At 64.7% G+C, this 20,755-nt stretch carries 12 protein-coding genes; 5 read left to right on the top strand and 7 right to left on the bottom strand.

Annotation, left to right across the window (positions count from 1 at the left end):
• Positions 1–186: 186 nt before the first annotated feature.
• From ACIGO6_RS37120 to ACIGO6_RS37095, 6 genes are all read right to left on the bottom strand, one after another.
• Complete coding sequence (locus ACIGO6_RS37120) at positions 187–3,867, bottom strand: family 78 glycoside hydrolase catalytic domain (RefSeq protein WP_399884383.1); 3,681 nt, start codon at positions 3,865–3,867, stop codon at positions 187–189.
• Between the two features lie 223 nt (positions 3,868–4,090).
• Entirely contained in the window at positions 4,091–6,124 is a 2,034-nt protein-coding gene (locus ACIGO6_RS37115) for a hypothetical protein (RefSeq protein WP_399884381.1), read from the bottom strand.
• Between the two features lie 18 nt (positions 6,125–6,142).
• Positions 6,143–6,976 (bottom strand): carbohydrate ABC transporter permease, encoded by an 834-nt coding sequence (locus ACIGO6_RS37110; RefSeq protein WP_399884379.1) that lies wholly within the window; start codon positions 6,974–6,976, stop codon positions 6,143–6,145.
• Entirely contained in the window at positions 6,973–7,905 is a 933-nt protein-coding gene (locus ACIGO6_RS37105; RefSeq protein WP_399884377.1) for a carbohydrate ABC transporter permease, read from the bottom strand. Before ACIGO6_RS37105 ends, ACIGO6_RS37110 begins: the two co-directional genes overlap by 4 nt.
• Positions 7,906–7,979: 74 nt before the next feature.
• Positions 7,980–9,224: an ABC transporter substrate-binding protein gene (locus ACIGO6_RS37100; RefSeq protein ID WP_399884375.1), complete on the bottom strand. Its 1,245-nt coding sequence runs from the start codon at positions 9,222–9,224 to the stop codon at positions 7,980–7,982.
• Positions 9,225–9,392: 168 nt separating this feature from the next.
• Positions 9,393–10,433 (bottom strand): LacI family DNA-binding transcriptional regulator, encoded by a 1,041-nt coding sequence (locus ACIGO6_RS37095; protein WP_399884373.1) that lies wholly within the window; start codon positions 10,431–10,433, stop codon positions 9,393–9,395.
• A 913-nt stretch (positions 10,434–11,346) separates the two neighbouring features.
• Between ACIGO6_RS37095 and ACIGO6_RS37090 the strand changes: the two genes are divergently transcribed.
• The 5 genes from ACIGO6_RS37090 to ACIGO6_RS37070 all read left to right on the top strand — a co-directional run bounded on the left by ACIGO6_RS37090 (position 11,347) and on the right by ACIGO6_RS37070 (position 18,252).
• Positions 11,347–12,990 (top strand): glycoside hydrolase family 31 protein, encoded by a 1,644-nt coding sequence (locus ACIGO6_RS37090; RefSeq protein WP_399884371.1) that lies wholly within the window; start codon positions 11,347–11,349, stop codon positions 12,988–12,990.
• Between the two features lie 145 nt (positions 12,991–13,135).
• Positions 13,136–15,010 carry a DUF4978 domain-containing protein gene (locus tag ACIGO6_RS37085; RefSeq protein ID WP_399884369.1) on the top strand — a complete coding sequence of 625 codons (1,875 nt, stop codon included), beginning with the start codon at positions 13,136–13,138 and terminating at the stop codon, positions 15,008–15,010.
• 88 nt (positions 15,011–15,098) lie between these two features.
• Positions 15,099–15,731 (top strand): hypothetical protein, encoded by a 633-nt coding sequence (locus tag ACIGO6_RS37080; RefSeq protein WP_399884367.1) that lies wholly within the window; start codon positions 15,099–15,101, stop codon positions 15,729–15,731.
• Positions 15,732–15,747: 16 nt separating this feature from the next.
• Positions 15,748–16,770: a hypothetical protein gene (locus ACIGO6_RS37075; RefSeq protein WP_399884365.1), complete on the top strand. Its 1,023-nt coding sequence runs from the start codon at positions 15,748–15,750 to the stop codon at positions 16,768–16,770.
• Positions 16,771–17,214: 444 nt separating this feature from the next.
• Positions 17,215–18,252 carry a LacI family DNA-binding transcriptional regulator gene (locus ACIGO6_RS37070; protein ID WP_399884363.1) on the top strand — a complete coding sequence of 346 codons (1,038 nt, stop codon included), beginning with the start codon at positions 17,215–17,217 and terminating at the stop codon, positions 18,250–18,252.
• Between the two features lie 286 nt (positions 18,253–18,538).
• Here ACIGO6_RS37070 and ACIGO6_RS37065 read toward each other — a convergent pair whose 3' ends face one another.
• On the bottom strand, positions 18,539–20,260 hold the full coding sequence (locus ACIGO6_RS37065; protein WP_399884361.1) for a hypothetical protein: 1,722 nt from the start codon (positions 20,258–20,260) through the stop codon (positions 18,539–18,541).
• Between the last annotated feature and the right edge of the window lie 495 nt (positions 20,261–20,755).

Genomic DNA, 20,755 nt, shown 5'->3' with positions numbered 1-20,755 from the left:
GCCATGATCAGCCTACGCGCCTGCGTCCCTAACCCAAACGGCCTAAAGAGACAGTGAGGCCATCGTTACCGCTAGAGCTCGTCAGTGGTCGCGCTCATACAGCTCCTCCCGGGTAGGCCGCGTCAGCATGACGCGAACGTGTGTGATGGGAGGGGCCGTGCCGTGCGGCCCCTCCGACGGGTTGTTTCAGCAGATGCGCCCCGAGTACGTCTGCGTCACGGTGCCGGCCGGCGGCGCGGCGTCGGCATCGGACGTGACCGTTGCGTCCACAGCGCCGGAGGGCATATCACGCAGCCGAGTCGTGAAGCTGTGGAAGACCGACTTTCCGGGTGCGACGTTCGCGAACGTCTTCGCGCCGTACGGCGTGGTCAGCTCGACCGTGACCGGAACCTCATTCGCGTTGACCGCGGAGACCGCAAGCATTGTCTTCTGATCGACACAACGTGCCTCGACCGACACCACCGCCGACAGCTCAGGAGCCTGCAGGCTTTCGTGGACAGCGAAGTGATACGTGCCCGAGCCAACGGTGACCGTCGTCACTTCGGCGTCCGCGTCGTAGTCGACGTCGGTCACTCCGTTGCCCTCCGCGAGAGCCGTCCCCGCTTCTGTGACCGCGTGGCCGTCAGGGGTGGGGATGCGTACACGCGAGGTCGTGTTGACGGGGATGGTCACGTCGAGCGTGAGGTCGTCGCCGTCAGCCTTCCACTCGGACGAAAGCGGTCCGTAGACGGTCTTGATCTCGTTCTTGGCCTCGGTCAGGCCCGCACCCAGGTGCGGATCGATGATGCTCGTGCGGTAGCCAGGCTCGTCGATCCGGATCCCGCCGACGTGTTGCTGAACCCAGTCCAGCACCGCGCCGTACGCGAAGTGGTTGAAGGAGTTCATGGAGACGTCGCCGAACTTGCCGTTCTCGTCGATCGAATTCCATCGCTCCCAGACTGTGGTCGCGCCCTGGGAGATCTCGAAGAGCCAGCCAGGGTAGTCATTCTGCATGAGCACCTCGAAGGCGAGGTCATCGCGACCGATGCTGCTCAGCGCCGGTAGCAGCCACGAGACACCGAGGAAGCCCGTCGTCAGGTGGTTATCGTTCTCCGCGAGCTTCGCGACGAACTTGTCGGCCGCCTTCTGACGCAGCTGCGGATCGGTGATCAGTTCCATCCCGAGAGCCACGGCATACGCCGTCTGGGACGGGGGCACGCTGTCCCGGGCCGGACCGTCGAGACCGAGTGAACTGCCGAACCTGAACGTCTCCGGCCCGCCCTGCACGGAACCGTCAGCAGCGACGAACTTCGCCGTGAACGCCTCTCGTACGGCCTCGTGACGAGCGGCGTAGGCTGCCGCATCGGGATCCCCGATCGCCTCCGCGAGCTCAGCCATCATCCGCAGGTCCTCAGCAGAGATCGCCGTGGACAGCAGACTCCGAGAAGTCGGGTCGTTGAGATTCAGCCAGTCCGAGCAGGGTCCCGATCCGCAGCGCCCAAGATCGGGATCGATGTTGTCGTCGCCGAGTTCACCCATCACGTAGGCGATGAAGCGCTCCATCGTCGCCCAGTTGTCGCGGACGATGCCGAGGTCGCCGGTGGCCCGGTACATGGCGTAGGGAACGGTGACAGCCGCGTCCTCCCAGCCGAAGCTGCGCTGCCCGGACACCCCGATGCCGACGGGATACGGTGCCACCGGCGGGAAGGACCCCGCCGAAGTACCGGTGAGTCGCTGCTCGCCCGAGAGGTCCGTCATCCACTTGCCGAGAAACGCACGCGAGTCGAACAGGTAGCCCGCAGTGGGCGCGAACACGCTGATGTCGCCCATCCAGCCCATGCGCTCGTCGCGCGCCGGAGTGTCGGTCGGGATAGACAGGAAGTTGCCGCGCGCACCCCAGTAGACGTTCGAGGTCAGCTGGTTCAGCTGGGACGAGGATGTCGTCAGATCGCCGACGCGCTCGAGGTCGGAACCCCACACGACGCCCGTCACGTCTTCGGCGGCGGGAAGATGCGCCAGACCGCTGACCTCCACGTACCGGAAACCGTGCTGCGTGAACTTCGGCGTGTACTCGATCGTGCACGAGCTACCGCAGGACGGCGCAAAGGTGTAGTGGTCGGTCGCCTGCGCCTTCCGCAGATTGTCGGTGTAGAGATGACCTTCCTTGTCGCCGTAGTACGAGGTGTACAGCACCTCTCCGTACCGGATCCTGGCCGTCTCACCGGCCGCGCCGGTCAGGCGCAACTTGGCGACGCCAACCATGTTCTGACCGAGATCGTAGATGCGCGTGCCGGGGACGGGATCGGAAGCGGTGACCGTCGGAAGCTCCCCGAGCGTGCGCACGGGTGCATCGGGCTGAGGCACCAGCTTGGCGGTCGCCGATTCGGAGGCGACGACTGGCCTCCAAGAGGAGTCGTCATAGGTGACCGTGTTCCAGCCCGGCTTCTCGTACTGGGCGTCGTAGACCTCGCCGTTCTGAAGGTCGTTCGAGACCAGGGGGCCATTGGTGGCCTTCCAGGTGGTGTCGGTGTCGATCCACTGAACGCTCCCATCGGTGTAGGTCAGCTTGATCCGGCCGACGAAGGCGTTCTTCGTGCCGAACTGATTGATCCCCTTGACTCCGACGGAGCCCGTGAACCAGCCGTTGCCGAGTTCGACGCCGAGTACGTTGCGCCCCGGTGTCAGAAGTTCGGTGATGTCATACGTCTGCGACTGGATCCGGTGGTTGTAGTTGGTGAATCCCGGAGCCAGGTGCGAGTTGCTCGCGTCTTCGCCGTTGAGCGTGAGTTCGTAGATGCCCTGCGCCGATGCATAAACGCGCGCGTCAGCGAGCTGCTTGGTGGGGTCGAGGTCGAAGGACTTGCGGATCAGAGGTGCATTGTCATCCGGGCCGGCAGCGTACTTGTACGCGCTGTATACCTCTCTCTTGGTGACGCCGACCAGCGTGTAAGTGCCGTCGGACGTCGTCCCCGCCGTCAGCGAGTTCTCTGCCGAGAAGTCGGATGCCGCGAGCTCTTCGCCCGTCGATCTCGTCACGGAGAATGACGTCAGCGAGAAGCTCTCGGGCGTCGAGCCGCTGTACGATGCCCGGAACCCCGCCTGACCGCGTGCATGGTTGCTGTAGCTGCGCGAGTCGACCTGGGTGCCGTCGATCGACGTCACGAACTGATCTCCGGTGACACGGACTTCGAGATCGTGGTATCCGTTGATCAAGCTGTCCCATGTGATGCCGAATGGCTGGAGCTCGACAGTTGTCGCGGCGTAGGACGAACCTGCCTTGACGTGCGGCTTGAGAATCGCGTATGTGGGGTTCGTCGTGGATCGGGCCACCTGCCAGAGATATCCGTTTGTGAAGTTCGCGTCCGACCGCAGCATGAGGCCCAGGGCGACCGCGTTGACCTTGAACCGGGTCTTGACGACGTAGTCGTCCCACTTCGCGAACTGAGGGGCGGCTTTGCCGATCCACTGAGCCGTGCCCCAGTCCGAAGCAGACAGAAGACCGGTCTCGAACCATGTCGGCTCGCTCCAGTCGCTTCCGGCACCCCGGTCGTCCCAGACCTTCACTCTCCAGAAGTAGCGAGTGCCCGAGGCCAGACCTGGACCTTCGTATGCGATGTCGACCTGGTCCCGCGACGCGACCTTGCCCGAGTCCCAGACATCGGCCCGGCCGGCAGCCGAACCGACCTGGATCTTGTATGCGGTCTGAGTCACACCGCGGCGATCGGACGTCGACGCCCATCCGAAGACGGGATCGCCTCCAGGAATGCCGAGAGGTTCTGTCCGGCCGTTCGTCTTGAGGCTCGCGACACGGACCTCAGACGTCGAAGCTGAGGCGTTCGCCGGAACGCTGATGACCCCGGCGACAACTGTGGCTGCAGCCACCAGCATTGCGGCCAGTCGATGGAAGCGGCATCCCCTTCGAGGGCGCCTTATCAGGTGAGACATCAATGCCCTTCAGAGTGTGAGGGGATTCATTGCATGGCGGTCACTGCATTGCGCCCTCATCCATACACGCTATGAATCGTTTCAAATCCGTGCCGTTCAGCCTAGCTCGATACGTATCGGGGGACAAGGGCTCATCACACTGAACTTATCGTCCGTAGCAGCGCTGTCACCGCCCGCCCGTCTCGGGATAGAGGCGCTGAGCGGCACTTTTATAGCGCGTCGCGGTTCTGCCGCCGGGCTCCGTGATCGACAGCCAATCGAACTCCGGCCGGCTCAACGCATCGGACCGGGCGACTGCCAGGAGACCGGCCATACCGGCCGAATGTGCATCGTCCCGCGCGCGCGCCACCACAGTGCCCTCGACGATTCCTTCGACGAGGTTCCCCACCATGCGCAGCGACACCTCGCTCCAGGCGCCGGGCACGACGTCGACGAAACCTGTCGCCAGGACCCTCTCGCCACCCGGCTCAGTTTCGGCCGCGGCACGGATGATCGCCTGCTGCTCCGCATCGCCGATCAGCGCTGCCTTGTCGAGCTTGCCATTGACCGAAACCAGACGAAAAGCACCGTCGGCAGCGACTTCGAAGAGATACCCCTTCGGCTCGAAGCCATAACCGGTTCCGACGTGGTGCACGCGTCCCATCACCGCGGCGGCGTCGTTGCCGCTCACCTTCAGGCGTGTGCGCACCTCGTAATCGGCCCAGCCTGCGTCGCCGATGATGGTGTAGGGATGCCAGTCGGGCGCCCACGACAGAGTCGGAATCGGAACACTTTGGCGGAGCGTCCCAGAGCCGGTCAGCTCGAAAGCACCAGCGATGTCAGCAGTGAAGTGAGGCAGGCGGCCTTGCGGAGCGCTGTCTGCGGAGTAGTCGTCGTAGTACGGGAACGGGAAGGGCGCCGACGGCGGCACAGCATCGAACGTTCCCTTGCGCTGTCCCGAGGTCGACGAGATGGAGTAGACCGTGTTCGGCTCAGCGTCCAACTCGATCGCGCCGTCCTTGATCACGAGGTCAGCACGGCGCACGAACTGCTCGTCCTCGTCACTGCTCCAAACGCACATACGGGTGCCGTCGGCGATGCCGGCGAGCCGTAGGACGAGGCGCTGCGCACGTGAAGCTCCCTCGGTCTCGAGGATGGCACTGATGTCGGCCCCCTCGGGGCTGCGGAGCACGACGACGCTGCCGCCGTCGGCGAGCTCCCCGCAAGCCGAGCGCACGTACGTCCAACCCGCCTCGGTGAACTGGCCGTAATGGGCGTACGCCCACAACGCCTCACGGATCTCGTAATGCCCGCTCCATGGCTCGCGGGCGATGATCATCGCGGGCTGGGTGGGATATGGCTCAATCGGGTATACGCCGGCGATGTCGTACCAGAGCACCACCTTGGTCGCTCCGCTCACGATGAAGTTGCGGTTGAAGCATCGCACAATGCCGATGAGGCAGTCGAAGCCGTCGCGGTAGACGTGGTCCTCCGAGTTCCAGATGGGCTTGCCCGCCTCGGCTGCCCACTGCTGCACCCACTGCGGAGCCGGCGCTTCGGCATCTCCATGCATGACGTGCGCGCCGATGATGTCGATGGCCTCAAGCGCGGCCGGATGCGCGTCGAGTTCCGCGACGAAGTCGAACTTGTCCGCAGGCCAGTTGTCGAACGCGTGCACTCGCACGTGCCGGAAGCCCGCCGCGTCGAGCGCGAGACGCAGATGTGCCGCGAACTCGAAACTGACGCCCTTCTCATTGCGACATCCGAGCGCGTCGAGCTTGAGCCCGTGCACATCGCGCAGCAGTCGCGCCCACTGCACGTAGTAATCGGCAGTGTCCTGCGACCAGAACTCCCCATCGCCCAGCCAACCCGGTGCACTCCATGCGGCGGCGTCGAGTGTCAGCTGCGGATTGCGAGCTTTCGCCTCGCGCAGCACCCACCAGGTGTAGCCGCGGAACGCGTCGAGATCGTCACGCGCGTGCATATGGCTCGGCATGGAGCCCTGGGTGGAATTCCCGTCTCCTGGCACCTCTACGAGCATCGTGCTGACGGATGCCCCGAACTTGGGGGCGAACACAAGGTCGAGGATCTGAGATCGCTGCGGCTCGGCATAGTCCTTCAGGAGCACGGAGGTCGCACCGCCCCCGTTGACCGCACCGATGCCGTCGAACGCGGGATCGGTCATGTCGGGTGTTGCGGTGATGAGCTGTGACGCTGACATGTGAGGCATGGTTCGCGGCTATCCCTTCACGGCGCCCGCCACCAGGCCCGCGACGATCCACCGCTGGCAGAACAGGAAGAAGACGAACACGGGGATCAGCGCGATGACCGTGATGGACATGAACATCGGCCAGTTGGTACTGAACTGCCCGACGGCGTTGAACACGGCGAGCACGATCGTGCGATTCTCGGACGACGACAGCAGCACGTTTGGCCAGAGGAAGTCGTTCCATGTGCTGAGGGTCTGGAAGACGATCACCGTGGTGAGGATCGGCTTGATCAGCGGCAGGACGACCGACCAGTAGACCCGCAGCGGGCCAGCGCCGTCGATGCGCGCCGCCTCGAGGATCTCGAGTGGGAGCTTGCGCATGTATCCGACGATCAGGAAGTAGCAGAAGATCGCGCTGCCCAGGTAGATCAGGATGAGACCCGTGAGCGAGTTCACGAGACCCGCCTGCGCTTCCATGCGGTAGATCGGGATGAGCGTCGCCTGCGTCGGGATCGCGAAAGCGACCAGTAGCGCAGCGCCCACCCCAGCGGTGAACCAGCTCTTGCGGAGGATCATGCCGTACGCGGCGAGCGACCCGATGAGCACCTGGAAGAACACTGAGACGAGCGTGACAATGATGGTATTGACGAAGAAGTGACCGATGTTGTTCTGCTGGAACACCGCGGTGTAGTTGTCGAAGGTCCACGATGACGGCAGGCCCAGCGGCGAATGCGCCATCTCGGCCGGCGTCTTGAAGGTGCTCACGACTACGTAGTACAGCGGGGTCGCCATGAAGACCGTGAGAACGATCATGACCACCGAGCGGGTGGCGAACCGCCCGCGTTCGCGCCGGGCGATACTCACGAGAACCTCCTGGTCGCGGTGTTCGCGACAGCCATCTGCAACATGACGACAAGCACACAGCCGAGTGTGAACAGCACCGCGAGCGCCGATCCAAGACCGTAGTCGGACTGCGAGAGACCTCGCACGATGATCGACTGAGTGATGGTGTTGGTGGAGAACCCCGGGCCACCGTGGGTCATGGCATAGGGCAGATCGAAGACCTTCAGGCCGTTCGTGAGCAGCAGGAACGTCGAGACGACGATCGCGGGCACGAGTTCCGGCAACGTGATGTGCCAGAACTGCGAGCGGTTGCCGGCGCCGTCGAGCGATGCCTGCTCGTACAGGTCCACCGAGATGGTCTGCAGATAGGCGAGGTACAGCGTGGCGTGCCAGCCCACCTGTGCCCACACTGCCACGAAGATCACGCAGAAACGGGCCAGTGTCGCGTCAGCCAGCCACGGGATCGGCTCCACGCCGAACGAACCGAGCACCGCGTTGAGCGCGCCCGATCCGATCGGCGAGAACACGTACTGCCAGATGAGGCCCAGCACCGCGAGTGAGGGGACTCCCACGAAGAAGAAGAGCGAACGAGCGATCGTGCGGCCGAAGAATCTCTTGTTCAGCACCACCGCCAGGGGAATCGCGAGTGCTGTCGTGACCACGGTAGTCAAGATCGCGTAGAGAAGAGTGAATCCCAAGCCGGAGAGCAGTGAGGCGTCGGTAAAAACCGTGACGTAATTGTCCAGCCCTATGAAGTTCGACTCTCCGGAGAGAGTGTTGTAGTCGGTGAAGGAAAAGTACACGCTCTGCAGCAGGGGGATGAGGAAGAGTGTGATGAAGATCGCGACAATCGGCAGCAGGAACATGGTCGAGCTGAAACGGTTCTCCGTCATACCGCGGCGGCGCTCGGCCGGGCGTGCCGACGCTTGTATCGGTGCTTTCTCCGGCACTCGTGTGAGGCTCATGTCTTGTCCGCTTTCGAAATGGCGGGGACCTGGAGCCAGGCCCCGCCTTGGTCAGTGAGCTACTGTTCACTCCACTTCGCGTCCAGCGCCTTGGCGACATCAGCCGGCGTGGCCTGGCCCTGTATGAGCAGCTGGAACTGCGCAGCGATCTCGGAGCCCATCACGTTGCCGCTGGCGGGCCAGTTGATCCAGTAGTACTTGCCGTTCTTGACGTAGTCCCGGTAGACGTCCTCCAGTTGCGAGGCGACGTTGCTGTCGTGCTTGGCGGAGGTCGAGATCTGGTTGAGACTCTTCTCCGCCAGCGTCAGACCTTCGTCACTGTTCAGGAACGCGAGGAATTTCTCGGCAGCGGCGAGCTTGTCACCGCCGATCTTCGAACTGAGGACGTAGGGCGAGTCCGGGCCACCGCCGACGAAGGGCTCTCCGCCTTCGAATGCCGGGAACGGAGCCGTGCCGTAGTCGACGCCGGACGTGCCGAGGTCAGCGAAATCCCAGGGGCCCGAGCGGAACATCGCGAGGTCGCCGGTCATGAACGACTGCTTGATCTGGTCTGCGCCGACGCCCACCGTCGACGTGGGCAGCACACCTTCGGTGACCAGTCGCTGCCACTGCTCGATGAGCGGCGTCCAGTCCGATGCGAAAGTCGCCTTCCCCTCGAAGATGGTCTGGTCGGTCTTGCCGGAGGCGGCGTAGTAGCCGCCGAGCATGGGGTTGAAGGAACCCGATGTCACGCTCGTGTCTTCCATGTACGGCGTGATGCCTTCGTCAAGCAGATCCTTGCCGAGCTGGATGAAGCCGTCGAGATCCTTGGGAACGCTTTCATAGCCGGCCTGCTTGAGCAGATCCTTGTTGTAGACGATGACACCCGCCCAAGCGGTCGGCGCCATGCCGTAGACCTTGCCGTCCTTCGTATACATCTCGCTCGCGGTCGGGTCGATACCCTCCATGAAGCCGGCATCGGTGACGTCGCGAGCCAGACCGGCCTCGATGATCTCGTTTCGCGTCTCGATCGACATGTGGAACACATCGGGCGTCTGATTTCCCGAGATACGGGTCATGAGCGTCTGCGCGTAGTCGTTCGCGGTGCCGGTGGGGGCGGAGAAGTCGATGCTGATGTCTGGGTTTTCGGCCTCGAAGGTGTCGATGATCTCCTTCATCGACGCCTCGTTGTTCCAGGAGAAGTAGCTGATGGTGGTCTGACCGTCGCTGCCCCCGTTGTCGGCACCCGCACTGCAGGCGGCAAGGGATGCTACGGCGAGCGTGAGGGCAGCGCTGGTTGCCAGGGCGCGGGCGAAGTTTCTCATGGGGTGACCCCTCGTTGAGCTCACAAGGAACGGCCGATACGTACCGACCGGTAGCGCCGATCGATACGTATCGGTCGGTACGTATCGAAATCTTACACAGCTTCGCCAGACACGCCAATAGTCTGAGAGGTTTCCTGCGCAGCCGGAGGGCCGGTCGCCGGCGGGACGTCAGGACGGAGAGATCGCCGTGGATGCTCGACGCACCAGCGGCTCCGGGCGGACGAGGACGGTACGAGCGGGGACGTCACTGCCGCCGAGACGTTCGATCAGGAACTCCATGGCTATGCGCGACATCTCGCGCGGCTGTGGTGAGACGTTGCTGACCGGAAAGGCGAAGGACTTGGCAAGCTCATCGGTGCAGCGACTCACGACCGAAATATCACGCCCGGGGATGAGTCCACGCAGCTGCAGTAGATTCATGAACCACTGCGTCACCCGCGGTGTGCGGGCGATGAGGCCGAGCCTGGCGTCGGCGCGGCCCAGCAGCCGGTCGGCGGCAGCCTGCACGCCAGGCCAGCTCTGGTCCTCGACGGCGATCAGGTCCAGTGTCAGCTCGCGCTCCGCTGCCCGCGTGCGCACGCCGTCGACGAAGTCGGAGATGAATTTGTACTCCCGCTCCGCCTCTTCAGGCTCGGCGAGCATCGCAACACGCCGATGTCCGGTGTCGGCGAGCTCATCCACCAAGAGCCGCCCTGCTTCCCGGGTGTCGAGGTCGACAACATCCAAGCCCTGCGGGTCCGCTGGTCGCCCCACGAGAACAGCCGGTACGCCAAGCTCGGCGAGCTTACCGACGCGGGCATCGTGCGACTCGACGTCCATGACCAGGAAGCCATCGCAGATGGCGCGTCCAGCCAACCGCGCGATGCCGTCGACCCCCTCGCGCAGGGTACTCAGCACGACGTCGTAGTCGCTTCGGCGTGCGATCTCGACGACGGAATCGATGTACGGCACGGTTTCGGCCGCGTCATCCTGCTGTTCCAGGTGCACCACCATGGCGATCGCGTTGGTGCGGTTGGTGCGAAGGGTGCGGGCGCCTGCGTTGGGCTGATACTTGAGCATGCGCATTGCCTCTTCGATACGCCGCTTGGTATCGGGGGCAACCGGGCCACCGTTGATCGCAGCAGAGACGGTGCTCTGCGCCACTCCTGCGAGTGCTGCGACGTCACGGCTTGTCGGTGCGCCGCGGCGTCCGCGCGAGGGGTGTTTCATTCGAGCAGGATACCCATTCGTCTGGGCAGGCTCGCTCTCTGCCTGCTCGATACGGCAGCTGCAGATGGGTCTGCCGGAGCTCGTTGCTGCTGGTCAGCTGCTCGAAGGGGGTGGGGGCACGAGGGCGGCAGCCTTGATCATGACGTGGTGTAACGCAGTATCAGAATGAGACCGGCCGCCGCGGCCCGCCGGAACTCCTCGGTCGGCGGCGCGGATCTGTGTCATGTCGCCGTGCACCTGGGCGGTGATCCAGGTCAATTCCGGCGACACTCCCGCCCGACACGACGGCGAGGCGGGGGCCTCGGTGCAGCTGGTCCCTCGGCACCGTTACACCCTGCACCGTGTCCTACCACCGCTGCTTCGCCCCGGGGCCGGTGACACTGACGCGACTGGTGTCACTGGTGTGCCGCAGGTGACGGGTGGTGGACGATCTCCAGGACGCGTAAAGATCTGCCACCTCGGCAAAGGCCAGGTCACCCCGCTGGAGCTCCTGGCCCTTCTGGAGCGGGTTCAGCCTGGTCGCCTACGCATTCCCGGCCACCGCAGCCGCCCCCGGACCCACCGCACAGGCGACCCGCGAGACCCCTGCGAGGCCGGCCTCGTCCCCCTTCCGCGGCCACGCACTCCTCTGCCTGCTACGGGCTTTGATCCTTCCGCCGGCCCGACGAGACCGCGATCAGCGGCTGTGGTGGTCCACTGGCGCCGCCTCCACCGACACCGCGTACGCGTGCCACCGCCGCCGGCACGCGTACGTCGGCACCACACCGTGATTAGAAGGGTTCAGCAACGGCCGTCTACATCTGCCGTGTCGATCGGGACGTGGAGAGGATGCTTCTCTCTTCTCTGCTTGCAATCATCGATACGTACCGTACGATACGTATCGATGACCTTACGGGCTGCACAACCTGATCCCGTGCCGAACGACGCCAGAGGAACCTCGACGATGAACCCTCCGCCTGCACTGACGCGCCAGTCAGACAGGTCCGTGACACTCGATGGCGATGTCATCTCCGAACACATCGTCGACATAGCTCTGCTGCCCCGGGAGCGCTGGTGGGGCGGGAGCACGACCGATGGCGTGAGCATGCCCTTCGGCGCGACGGAATTCGCACGGGATCTCAACGGACCCTCGAGCTTCACCGACGGCCTCGGCACCCCCTCCAATCAAGCCAGCTCTGCGCTCGTGTCCACAGCAGGAAGAGCGATCGGCTCGTGTCACCCCTTCCGATTCAACATCACGAAAGGACGTATGCGAGTAGAGGGTCGGGGGCTGCGTCTCATCCTCGGCGGTACGACGCTGCGCGATGGATATTTGGCGGCAGCCCGCGAATTCTTCCCTGCAAGCGGCCAGACACCTGCGCGGGCCTTGTTCGCTGCTCCGCAGTACAACACTTGGATCGACCAGCCCTACGTGCCCACGCAGGACTCTGTATTGCGCTACGCCGAGGAGCTCCTCGCTTCTGGTATGCCGCCGGGCGTGCTCTACATCGACGACTCATGGGGGCCCGACTACGGCACCTGGCGCTTCGACAAGGCCCGATTTCCTGACCCGGCGGCGATGGTGACTCGCCTGCACGACCTCGGCTTCTCAGTGATGCTGTGGGTAGTACCGTTCGTGAGCCCCGACTCGTTCTCTTTCCGCGAGTTGGAGAAACGCGGCCTGCTCGTGCGCAACAGGACGGGCGACACCGCCGTGCGTCGCTGGTGGAACGGACTGAGCGCCGTGCTCGACCTCAGCAATGATGCGGCGATCCGTTGGATCACTGACCAACTCGACGCAATCATGGACGAAATCGGCGTCGACGGTTTCAAATTCGACGGTGGCGACGTTCGCGACTTTCATCACGACGACATCACCGCGGGCGACCTTGAGCCGGTGCAGATGTGCCACGCGTGGAGCCGCGTCGGCCTTCGCTACCCGTTCAACGAGTTCCGTGCCAGCTGGAACATGGGCGGGCAGGCTCTCGGACAGCGCCTGCAGGACAAGCCCCCGGCATGGGATGAGACCGGTATCGGCTCGCTCATCCCCGAGATGCTCGCGCAGGGCATGGCCGGATACGCGTTCACGTGCCCTGACATGATCGGCGGTGGCGAGATCGATGCAATGAGCGAGCTGTCCGGTATCGATCAGGAGTTCTTCGTACGTTATGCGCAGCTGGCGGCGCTTGCCCCGATGGCGCAGTTCTCCGTGGTGCCCTCGCGCGTGCTGGACGCCGAACACCTCGACGCTGTCCGCGAGTCGATGCGCATCCGTGCCGAGCACACGCCACTGATACTCGACCTCGTCGACCAGGCGGCCCGCACAGGTGAGCCTGTGGTGCGCCCCATGGCGTACCACGCGCCGGAACTGATCGATGTGACCGACCAGTTCTTCCTCGGCGCCGACGTGGTCGTCGCGCCCGTGCTTCAACGCGGGGCGACCGAGCGCCGCGTCCAGCTTCCGGCCGGAAGCTGGCGCGGTACGGACGACCGCATCGTCACAGGGCCCGTAGAGGTGGCCGTGACATGCGGCCTGCGCACGCTGCCGATCTTCGAACGAGTGACACAGGAGGCCTGAGTCACGCACTCCGCCCGATCCGCCGGGCCGAACGAAAGGAAACGACGAAGTGTTCCGAACGGCAAAGAGGCGACGCGTTCACGCTGCGGGAGTCGCCGCTACCGCTACTGCGCTCATACTCACCGCGTACCCCACAACGAACGCCGTGGCCAAGCCCGCCGACGAGAAGCCAGTTGTGGTCTCGAGCGTCGCGCACAACGGCACGAAGGGCTATCTCGAGGTCGACGGCAAGCCTTTCCCGATCTCCGGCGTGCAGAACTTCGGCGAATGGCAGCTTTACGGCAACGGCCTCGACCCCGCCAACATCCCCACCGATCGCAGCAACCAGATTCTCGATGAAGCATGGCTCGAGAACGCGTTCGAGAAGACGGCCGCGGCCGGCTTCAGGACCGCGCAGATCGAACTGGGCTGGAACACGATCCAGCCCGAGCGCGAGGGCGAGTACGACTGGCACATCATCGACAAGTATGTCGAATGGGGCAAGAAGTACGACCTCAAGCTGGACTTCGTCTGGTTCGGCAGCAACGGAGTCGGCGGTGCGGTCATCGACGGCGAGCACAACGGCTACATCAGCACAGTTCCCACCTATCTCGAGGATCCGAAGTACTGGCAGGAGAACGCCGACGGCAGCCCTGTGCGTGTGAGCGGCGACCAACGCCACCCGCCGAAGCTGCCGATCCCCGGTGAGCCGTACTACGATGATGCGCGATACCTGTTCGATCAGGAGCAGGCCGCGGTGCATGCGATGTTCGACCACCTCGCCGAGGTAGACACCACACACCAGACGATCCTGTTCCAGCTCTACAACGAGCCGGACGCTTACCCGTACTTCTCGACCGGCGGCATTGAGACCACGGTCTGGCGCCAGCTGGTCGATGAACTTGGCGCCGCGATCAAGACGTCGAACTACGTTGTGGCGACGCGCATGAACTTCCAGCGCGGCAACTTTGCCAACGATGACCGCCGGGCGCGCTACGCGACCTTCCTGTCAGAGAACGTCGACTTCATCGGTGTGGACAGTTACGACCATAACCCGATGAACCAAGTCGGCTACATCAACATGGTCCACGAGACCGGATCGCCGATCGCGTACATCCCGGAGACCGGCGGTAACAGCAACGAGAAGAGCCCGGTGCTCGCGTCTGTACTCGCGGCCGGCGGGTTCGTCGACTTCTGGATGCTGAACGACGCGTGGGCGACGACCGGCACGGAGGAGACCGGCATCCGCTCTGGCTTCTCGCTGTACGGTGACGACAGCAATGTCGAGAACTTCCAGCACTACTACGACTGGGAGCTCGGCACAATCCCCGCGATGCCCGTAAGCACACAGCGACTGCGGAACTTCTTGGTCAGCATGGAGCAGATGCCGGAGCTAGTCGCCAAGGCCGAGGTGGGCACGATGGCCGCGTTCAACGCTTCTAAGACCGCAAGTGACCAGCCGACACAGGCAACTGAAACGGTATCGCTGCCCGGCGGCGACGTCACCTTCAGCACAACGACCAAGGACGTCGGCTTCGCGTTGTACGACGAGGACACTCTGAGCACTTACGTGATCAGCGACACCTTCGGCGATGTGGAATTCACCGTGGATACCGACAACCCTGTTGCCGAGGTGGGCTCGTTTGACGAGGACGGCGTGTGGATCCCTGAGGGGACACTCGAGGTCGCGTCTGACGGGTCGTTCCACGTCGGAAAGGGCCAGTTGGCTCGCGTGATCAGCGCCGGCACCGACCAGCTTTCGTCGGTGGTGTCGGTTGAGGCTCGTTGCGTCGCTCAGAAGGCAATGCTTGCGGTTTCCGCGGTCAACACGAATGAGGCCCCGGTCACGATCGAGCTGACCACGCCGTACGGCCCGAAGACGTTCGCGAACGTCCCGCCCGGAAAGTCTGTCTTCCAAAGCTTCACGACTCGGGTGCGTGACCTGGCCTCCGGGGCGGTCGACGCAACAGTCACGTCCGATGTCGACGGTGCGCCGCCGACCGGCACCGTGACACAGACCTACTCGGGGCACACCTGCTGAAACAGCCCATGGGAGGGCCGCATGGCGCGGCCCTCCCCTCACACACGTTCGCGTCGTACTGACGCGGCCCACCCGGAAAGAGAAAGAAATGAAGGCGACCAGTAGAGGCACCCGCATCGGCGCGGCAACGCTGGGTGCAGTCGTGCTCTCCACCATCTTCGGTGCAGCAGTTGCGACAGCCGAAGAAGACCACGACAAGGACGACGTGGACGTCACTGTCGAGATCCCCGCCATCGACAGCCCAGGGGTTCTTGCGCTCACCGTCGACGGTGACAGTACAACGCTGACCGAAAACGGCTCGACCGACCTCGTCCGACAGTTCACCGGCACCATGCCCACGGTCACGGTCACCGACACCCGGTCGGCAGACGAGATTCCCGCCGGCGCGTACTGGTACGTGCTCGGCACGGCCACGAACTTCACTGGCGACGAGGGCCAGGCGCCGATCAATGCGAACTACCTCGGCTGGACGCCACGTCTGATCGACGCTGATCCCGGAAGCATCTCCGCCGGTGACCCGGTCTACTCCGCAGTCGACGACGACCAGGCACCTGACAACGTCGGCCTCGTCGACGAAGAGCTCTTCGCCATGGCAGCCGACTCCGGTGCAATCGCGGCCGAAGGGCAATGGACCGCTACCGCGGACCTATCCCTTCGTACCCCGGCGACCGTCGCTGACGGCACCTACACCTCCACCATCACACTCTCACTCTTCGAATGAACCGAAGGAGATGACCATGTCGCGGCGCAGCAACCTGTTCGCTCGCCTGCTCGCGGTTGCAACCGCTTTGGCCAGCCTTGTTGTTGCTCCTTCGGGGTGGGCCGCCACTGACGCGAACGAATCGACCAGCGTCACATGGTCGATTCGTCCGGCGGATGAGAATGGCCCTGATGGGCGCGCCTGGATAGAACAGAAACTGGACCCGGGCACGTCCATCACGAACTACGCGCTCATCCGAAACTTCGGAGACATCGACGCTGAGTTCCAGCTCACCGCCGCCGATGGCTACTTCACTGATACGGGCCGGTTCAACATGCTGCCGACCCAGATGGGATCGACGGACGCCGGCACGTGGATCGACCTGCCTGCGTCCGTGATCGTCAAAGCGCATGGGGCGGAGATCGTTCCCTTCACGGTGACCGTGCCCGACAATGCGACACCGGGCGATCATGCCGCTGGCGTAGCCGCATCGATCTTGAGCAGCGGAACAGACGACAAGGGATCCAAGATCGGGGTCGTGAGCCGCGTCGGGTTCAGGGTGATGACAACCGTGACCGGTGATATCAGGCCCGATCTCGAGATCCAGAACATCGAGACGAAGTCGTCGATCTCATGGAATCCCTTCGCCCCGGCCCAGATCAATGTCAGCTACCGTGCCGCGAACAGCGGCAACATGCAGCTGAGCTACGCTGATCGAATAGGCAGCGACGAGAAGAATGAACGTGGCGGTTTGCTTCCTGGCGAGACCAGGGCCGCCACGGTGGTGACGTCCGCATGGCCGGTGTTTCTCGTCCCCGTGAACCTTACTCTCACAGCCACGGGAACCAGCCCCGGCATTGCGGCGGACGCTCGGACAACGATTCATGTCTGGACGGTTCCTTGGCCGCATCTCGCGATTCTGGTTGCCGTGGTTCTCATCCTGTTCGCTCTCTTCGCGGGCCGACGCCGAAAAGTGGCTCGCGTTGACCGGATGCTGGAGGAAGCTCGCGATCAGGGGCGCCGGGAAGCAGCATGCACGCCGCCACCGCCGACCGCATGACGGGCAAGGCCGTCGGAGATCCACCGCTCCACCGTGATTCACCGCCCAAGGACTGTTGCGGAAGGCCGTGATCACGCAGGCTGAAGCGGTGCCTGTGTGTGTTCGGTCGTGCGGCGAGGGCAAGGTTGTACACGCGGGCGACGGCTTGGACGGTGTGCCCCTGGCAGTGCGTGGCCAGAGGCCATAGTCCCTACACGCATTCGCGTCCGCCAGGTCGCCAGGGGCCGCCATTGTACTCGGGATCCGGCTGCGACCTCCCCTCCGTCGGCAGCGGTTCGGCTTGAAGCGCTTACACTCCGATGACATCCCGATCACGGCGGTTGGCGTCCCCGTGGCATAATCCGGTCCGAAGCGTTTTCATCGGCAACCGTGATGCCAGGAGGCTGGATGGTCCGCCGCCCCGCTCCGAAAGACGGGCGGGATCGCCCGGCGACGATCCGTGATGTGGCCCAGCACGCTGGCGTGTCGGTCGCCACGGTCTCGCGCATCCTCTCGGGCAGTTACCCGAGCGCCCCGGCGACGCGCACCAAGGTGATGCGTGCCGTGCGCGAACTCGACTACGTGGCCAATCCGCACGCCCGCGGTCTGGCCGGCGGCCAGTCCAGGAACGTCGCCATCGTGGTCAACAGTGTCGCCTCTCCGCACTACGCGCATGTCGCCCAAGGTGTGCAGGAGGAGGCCGCGCGCGCGGGGCGGATCTGCCTGGTCGGCACCACGGGCGGCGACCCCGAGCAGGAGCTCGCCATCGTCCGGCTCATGCGGGAACGCCAGGCCGAGGCTTTGATTCTCGTGGGCAACGTCGTCGCGGACGACGCGTACCGGGAACGCATGGCCTCCTACGCCCGCGCCCTGACGGTGGCGGGGTGCCATCTGGTCCTGTGCGGCAGACCCTCACTGGGCCCCGAGGTGCCGGCCATCGTGGTGGAGTACGACAACCAGGGCGGCGCCTTTGCCATGACCAGCCGCCTCATCGCGGCCGGCCACCGGCGCATCCTGTTCCTGGGGCGGCGAGCGGGCTACTCGACGCCGGAGAGCCGCATCGCCGGTTTTCACGCGGCCCTCGACGCGCATGGCGTGACCCGGGACGCGGGGCTGGAGTCCGACGGGACGATGGAGCGGCACGAGGGACATCGCATGATGTCCGAGCGGCTCGACCACGGTCCGCGTGACTTCTCGGCCGTGATGGCGGCCAACGACCAGATCGCCGCAGGCGCCCGGCAGGCACTGACCGAGCGCGGTCTGCGTGTTCCGGACGACGTGTCTCTCGCCGGGTTCGATGACCTTCCTCCGGCCGCCGACATCGGTCTCACCACTGTTCACGTCCAGCATGAGGAACTGGGCCGGGCCGCGGTGCGGCTGGCACTGGAAACCGAGAAGCCCGGTACCGCCCGGCATCTCCTGCTCGGTACCCGCCTGGTGGAGCGCGAGAGCATCGGAGCTCCCGCAGCGGACCCGTTCCGTCGCCTGCCCGCGGCCGGCTGAGATCGGTCCGTGCCGCAGGAGAAGGCGGCCCCCACCGCCGTGTTGGCGGTGGGGGCCGGGAGGCACGGTGCCGGCTGAACCGCGGCGAGGGTGGCGACTGCCTGTGGTGAAGCTACCGGTCATGCTCGTGGCCGACGGCCGGGTCTCGCCCCACGCCGAACGCGCGGCCTTACCCGGCACTTCCCATTCCGCCGCCCACTGCGCCTCCGGCGCCTCCGCTCAGGGCACCTCGCAGCGGTTGTAGCTCAGCTTCAGCGACGGCTTCACCGCTCAGCGGTCGATCGTTTCAGCTACCCGCATACCGGATGTTCGGGCGGGGCGGGGCGGTCATGCCCGCGCCAAGGAAGTAGTCGACGTGGTGGGACTGCATGTAGCCCTTGAACGTCATGGCGTTCCGGTAGGCGGGGTTGTGCGCGAGGGTGTACAGCCTGGTGTCCGAGGGCCGGTCGGTCGTGAAGATGATCAGCTCGTCGTAGGCGGCGTTCGTGTAGACGGCCTCCTCCCGCCAGTCGCCGAGGACGTCGCCGACGAAAGTGGGCTGAACGCTCTGACTGGCGTCGACCGCACCGAACTCGGAGGTGGTGAGCAGGCGCGGCAGGCTGTTGCTGGCGGCCGGGTTCTCAGGGTCCCACTTCTCGAACTTGCCGTTGTTGAGCAGTTCCCGGGTGGTGTCGCCGTCCCACCACAGGCCCAGCTGGGGCCAGGGGGCGAGGGAGGAGTCGGGTTCGGTCAGTCTGTTGGTCGGCGCGTTGTAGAGCCCTGAGAAGGACCAGACCTCCATGCCGGCGTGGCGGGCGTCGACGTCGGCGGCCATGCCGCGCCCGACGTCCGCCACTCCGTCCTCGATGTGCTGCCACTGCATCGTTCCGTTGCGGGCGTCGTAGTAGTACTCACGCAGTCCGCTCGGGTTGTCCTGCTGGACGCCGTAGCCCTGTAGGCCGGGGCGGTCAGGGTCCATCTTGGCGATGTCGAAGCGGTCGCCGTGCTGGATGCCCTCGTCGGCCAGCGAGTAGCGCAGGGTGCCGTCACCGTTGAGGGCGAAGCCGATCTCGGCGATCTCGTCGGTGCCGTTGCCGTCGACGTCGATGGCGCGCGTGTTGTGGCCGTCCGCCATGTTCTGGTCACCCCGCAGCCACTTCCACTGCCGGGTGAGGTCGGTGCCGTCGAACTGCCACGCGGCGATCACGGCGTTGAAGTCTCCGCCGTCCTGCCGGTTCTTCATGAAGGAGACCAGACTGGGTGTGCTGCCGTCGAGGTAACCCACCCCGAAGCGGGCGTAGAGCGGGCCGTCGGAGAGGTAGTCATCGGGGACCGGGGCGGTGGCACGGGACGCACCGGTCCGGCCGTCGAGGATGGCGATGAACTGGTGCGTGTCGTCGCTGTAGGTGAACGTCTGCCCGTCGCCGAAGGTGACTCCGTCGGCGATGCGCAGGGCTATCTCGGCTCTGCCGTCGCTGTCGAAGTCGTAGACCGTGACGCCGTCCCAGTTGCCGACGTCGATGGTGGAAGATCCGCCCTCGATGTTGCCCTGGTTCCGGCTGTTCGGGCCCATGTCAACGGACCAGAGGAATGTGCCGTCGCCCTTGTACGCCTCTATGGACTGGGGCGAGGTCTGCCGGTCCAGTACGTAGTCGTACTCGCCGTCACCGTCGAGGTCACCGACCCAGACGAACTTCACGGGTCCTCCGGCACGGAGCGGGAGCCGCACGGCCGGTTCTTGGGCGTGAGCGGCGGTCAGCAAGAACGACCCGCTGGCTGCACCTTCTTTGCCGTCGATCACTGGACGGACACGGTAGGCGTTCCGCTTGGTCAGGTCAGCCCCGGTGTCGACGAAGTTCGTACGGTCGGTGATGACTTCGTCGTTGATGCGGTGGTAGTTACTGCCGGCGGAGGACCGGTAGACGTTGAAGCCGATGCCGTCGGGGTCGAGTCCCAGCAGACGCCAGCTGACCAGGACTTCGGTAGCGCTTGAGCGCACGGCCACCACACCACGGCCGAGGTTTTCCATGGGCCTGGCCTGTACTGCCGCTGCCTGTCCGGCCGCGGACATCGTGCCTGCCGGGGAGGGATGCGGCGAGCCCGGCGAGATGACACAGAGAACCAGCGCCGCTGCCACGGCCGCCGCTGTGGTGAGACGACGAAGACGTCGTCGGGGTTGTCGTTGCACGAAAGGGCCTCCTTACCGGCCTGTTTCGCTGTGCGTCGGAGGTGGACGATCCGTCCGGTGGCCGGCACGACGAGCGGGATTCGGTACCGCTGGGCACCAGTTATGTGACGGCATAGTTAAAACGATTACACAAGCAGGTAATCAGTGGGGCAGGTTCACGTCAATAGCGTGCGCAGTCATCTCGTTGAAACGCGTACACCCCCGTCCTCGCAGGGGCAAGGGTGTACGGGGTCGTGGTTCGACTAGAGGTTGTCCCGTATGGGGTGTGAGTTATCCAGTGAGGGCCAGGTTGTGCAGTCGGGCGATGCCGAGCATGGCCTGGTGAACTCCGTCGCC

The organism is Streptomyces sp. NPDC053750, assembly GCF_044544295.1.
Taxonomy (GTDB): Bacteria; Actinomycetota; Actinomycetes; order Streptomycetales; family Streptomycetaceae; genus Streptomyces.
The sequence above is the reverse complement of the archived record's forward strand: the minus strand, read 5'-3'. Positions and strand labels throughout refer to the sequence as shown.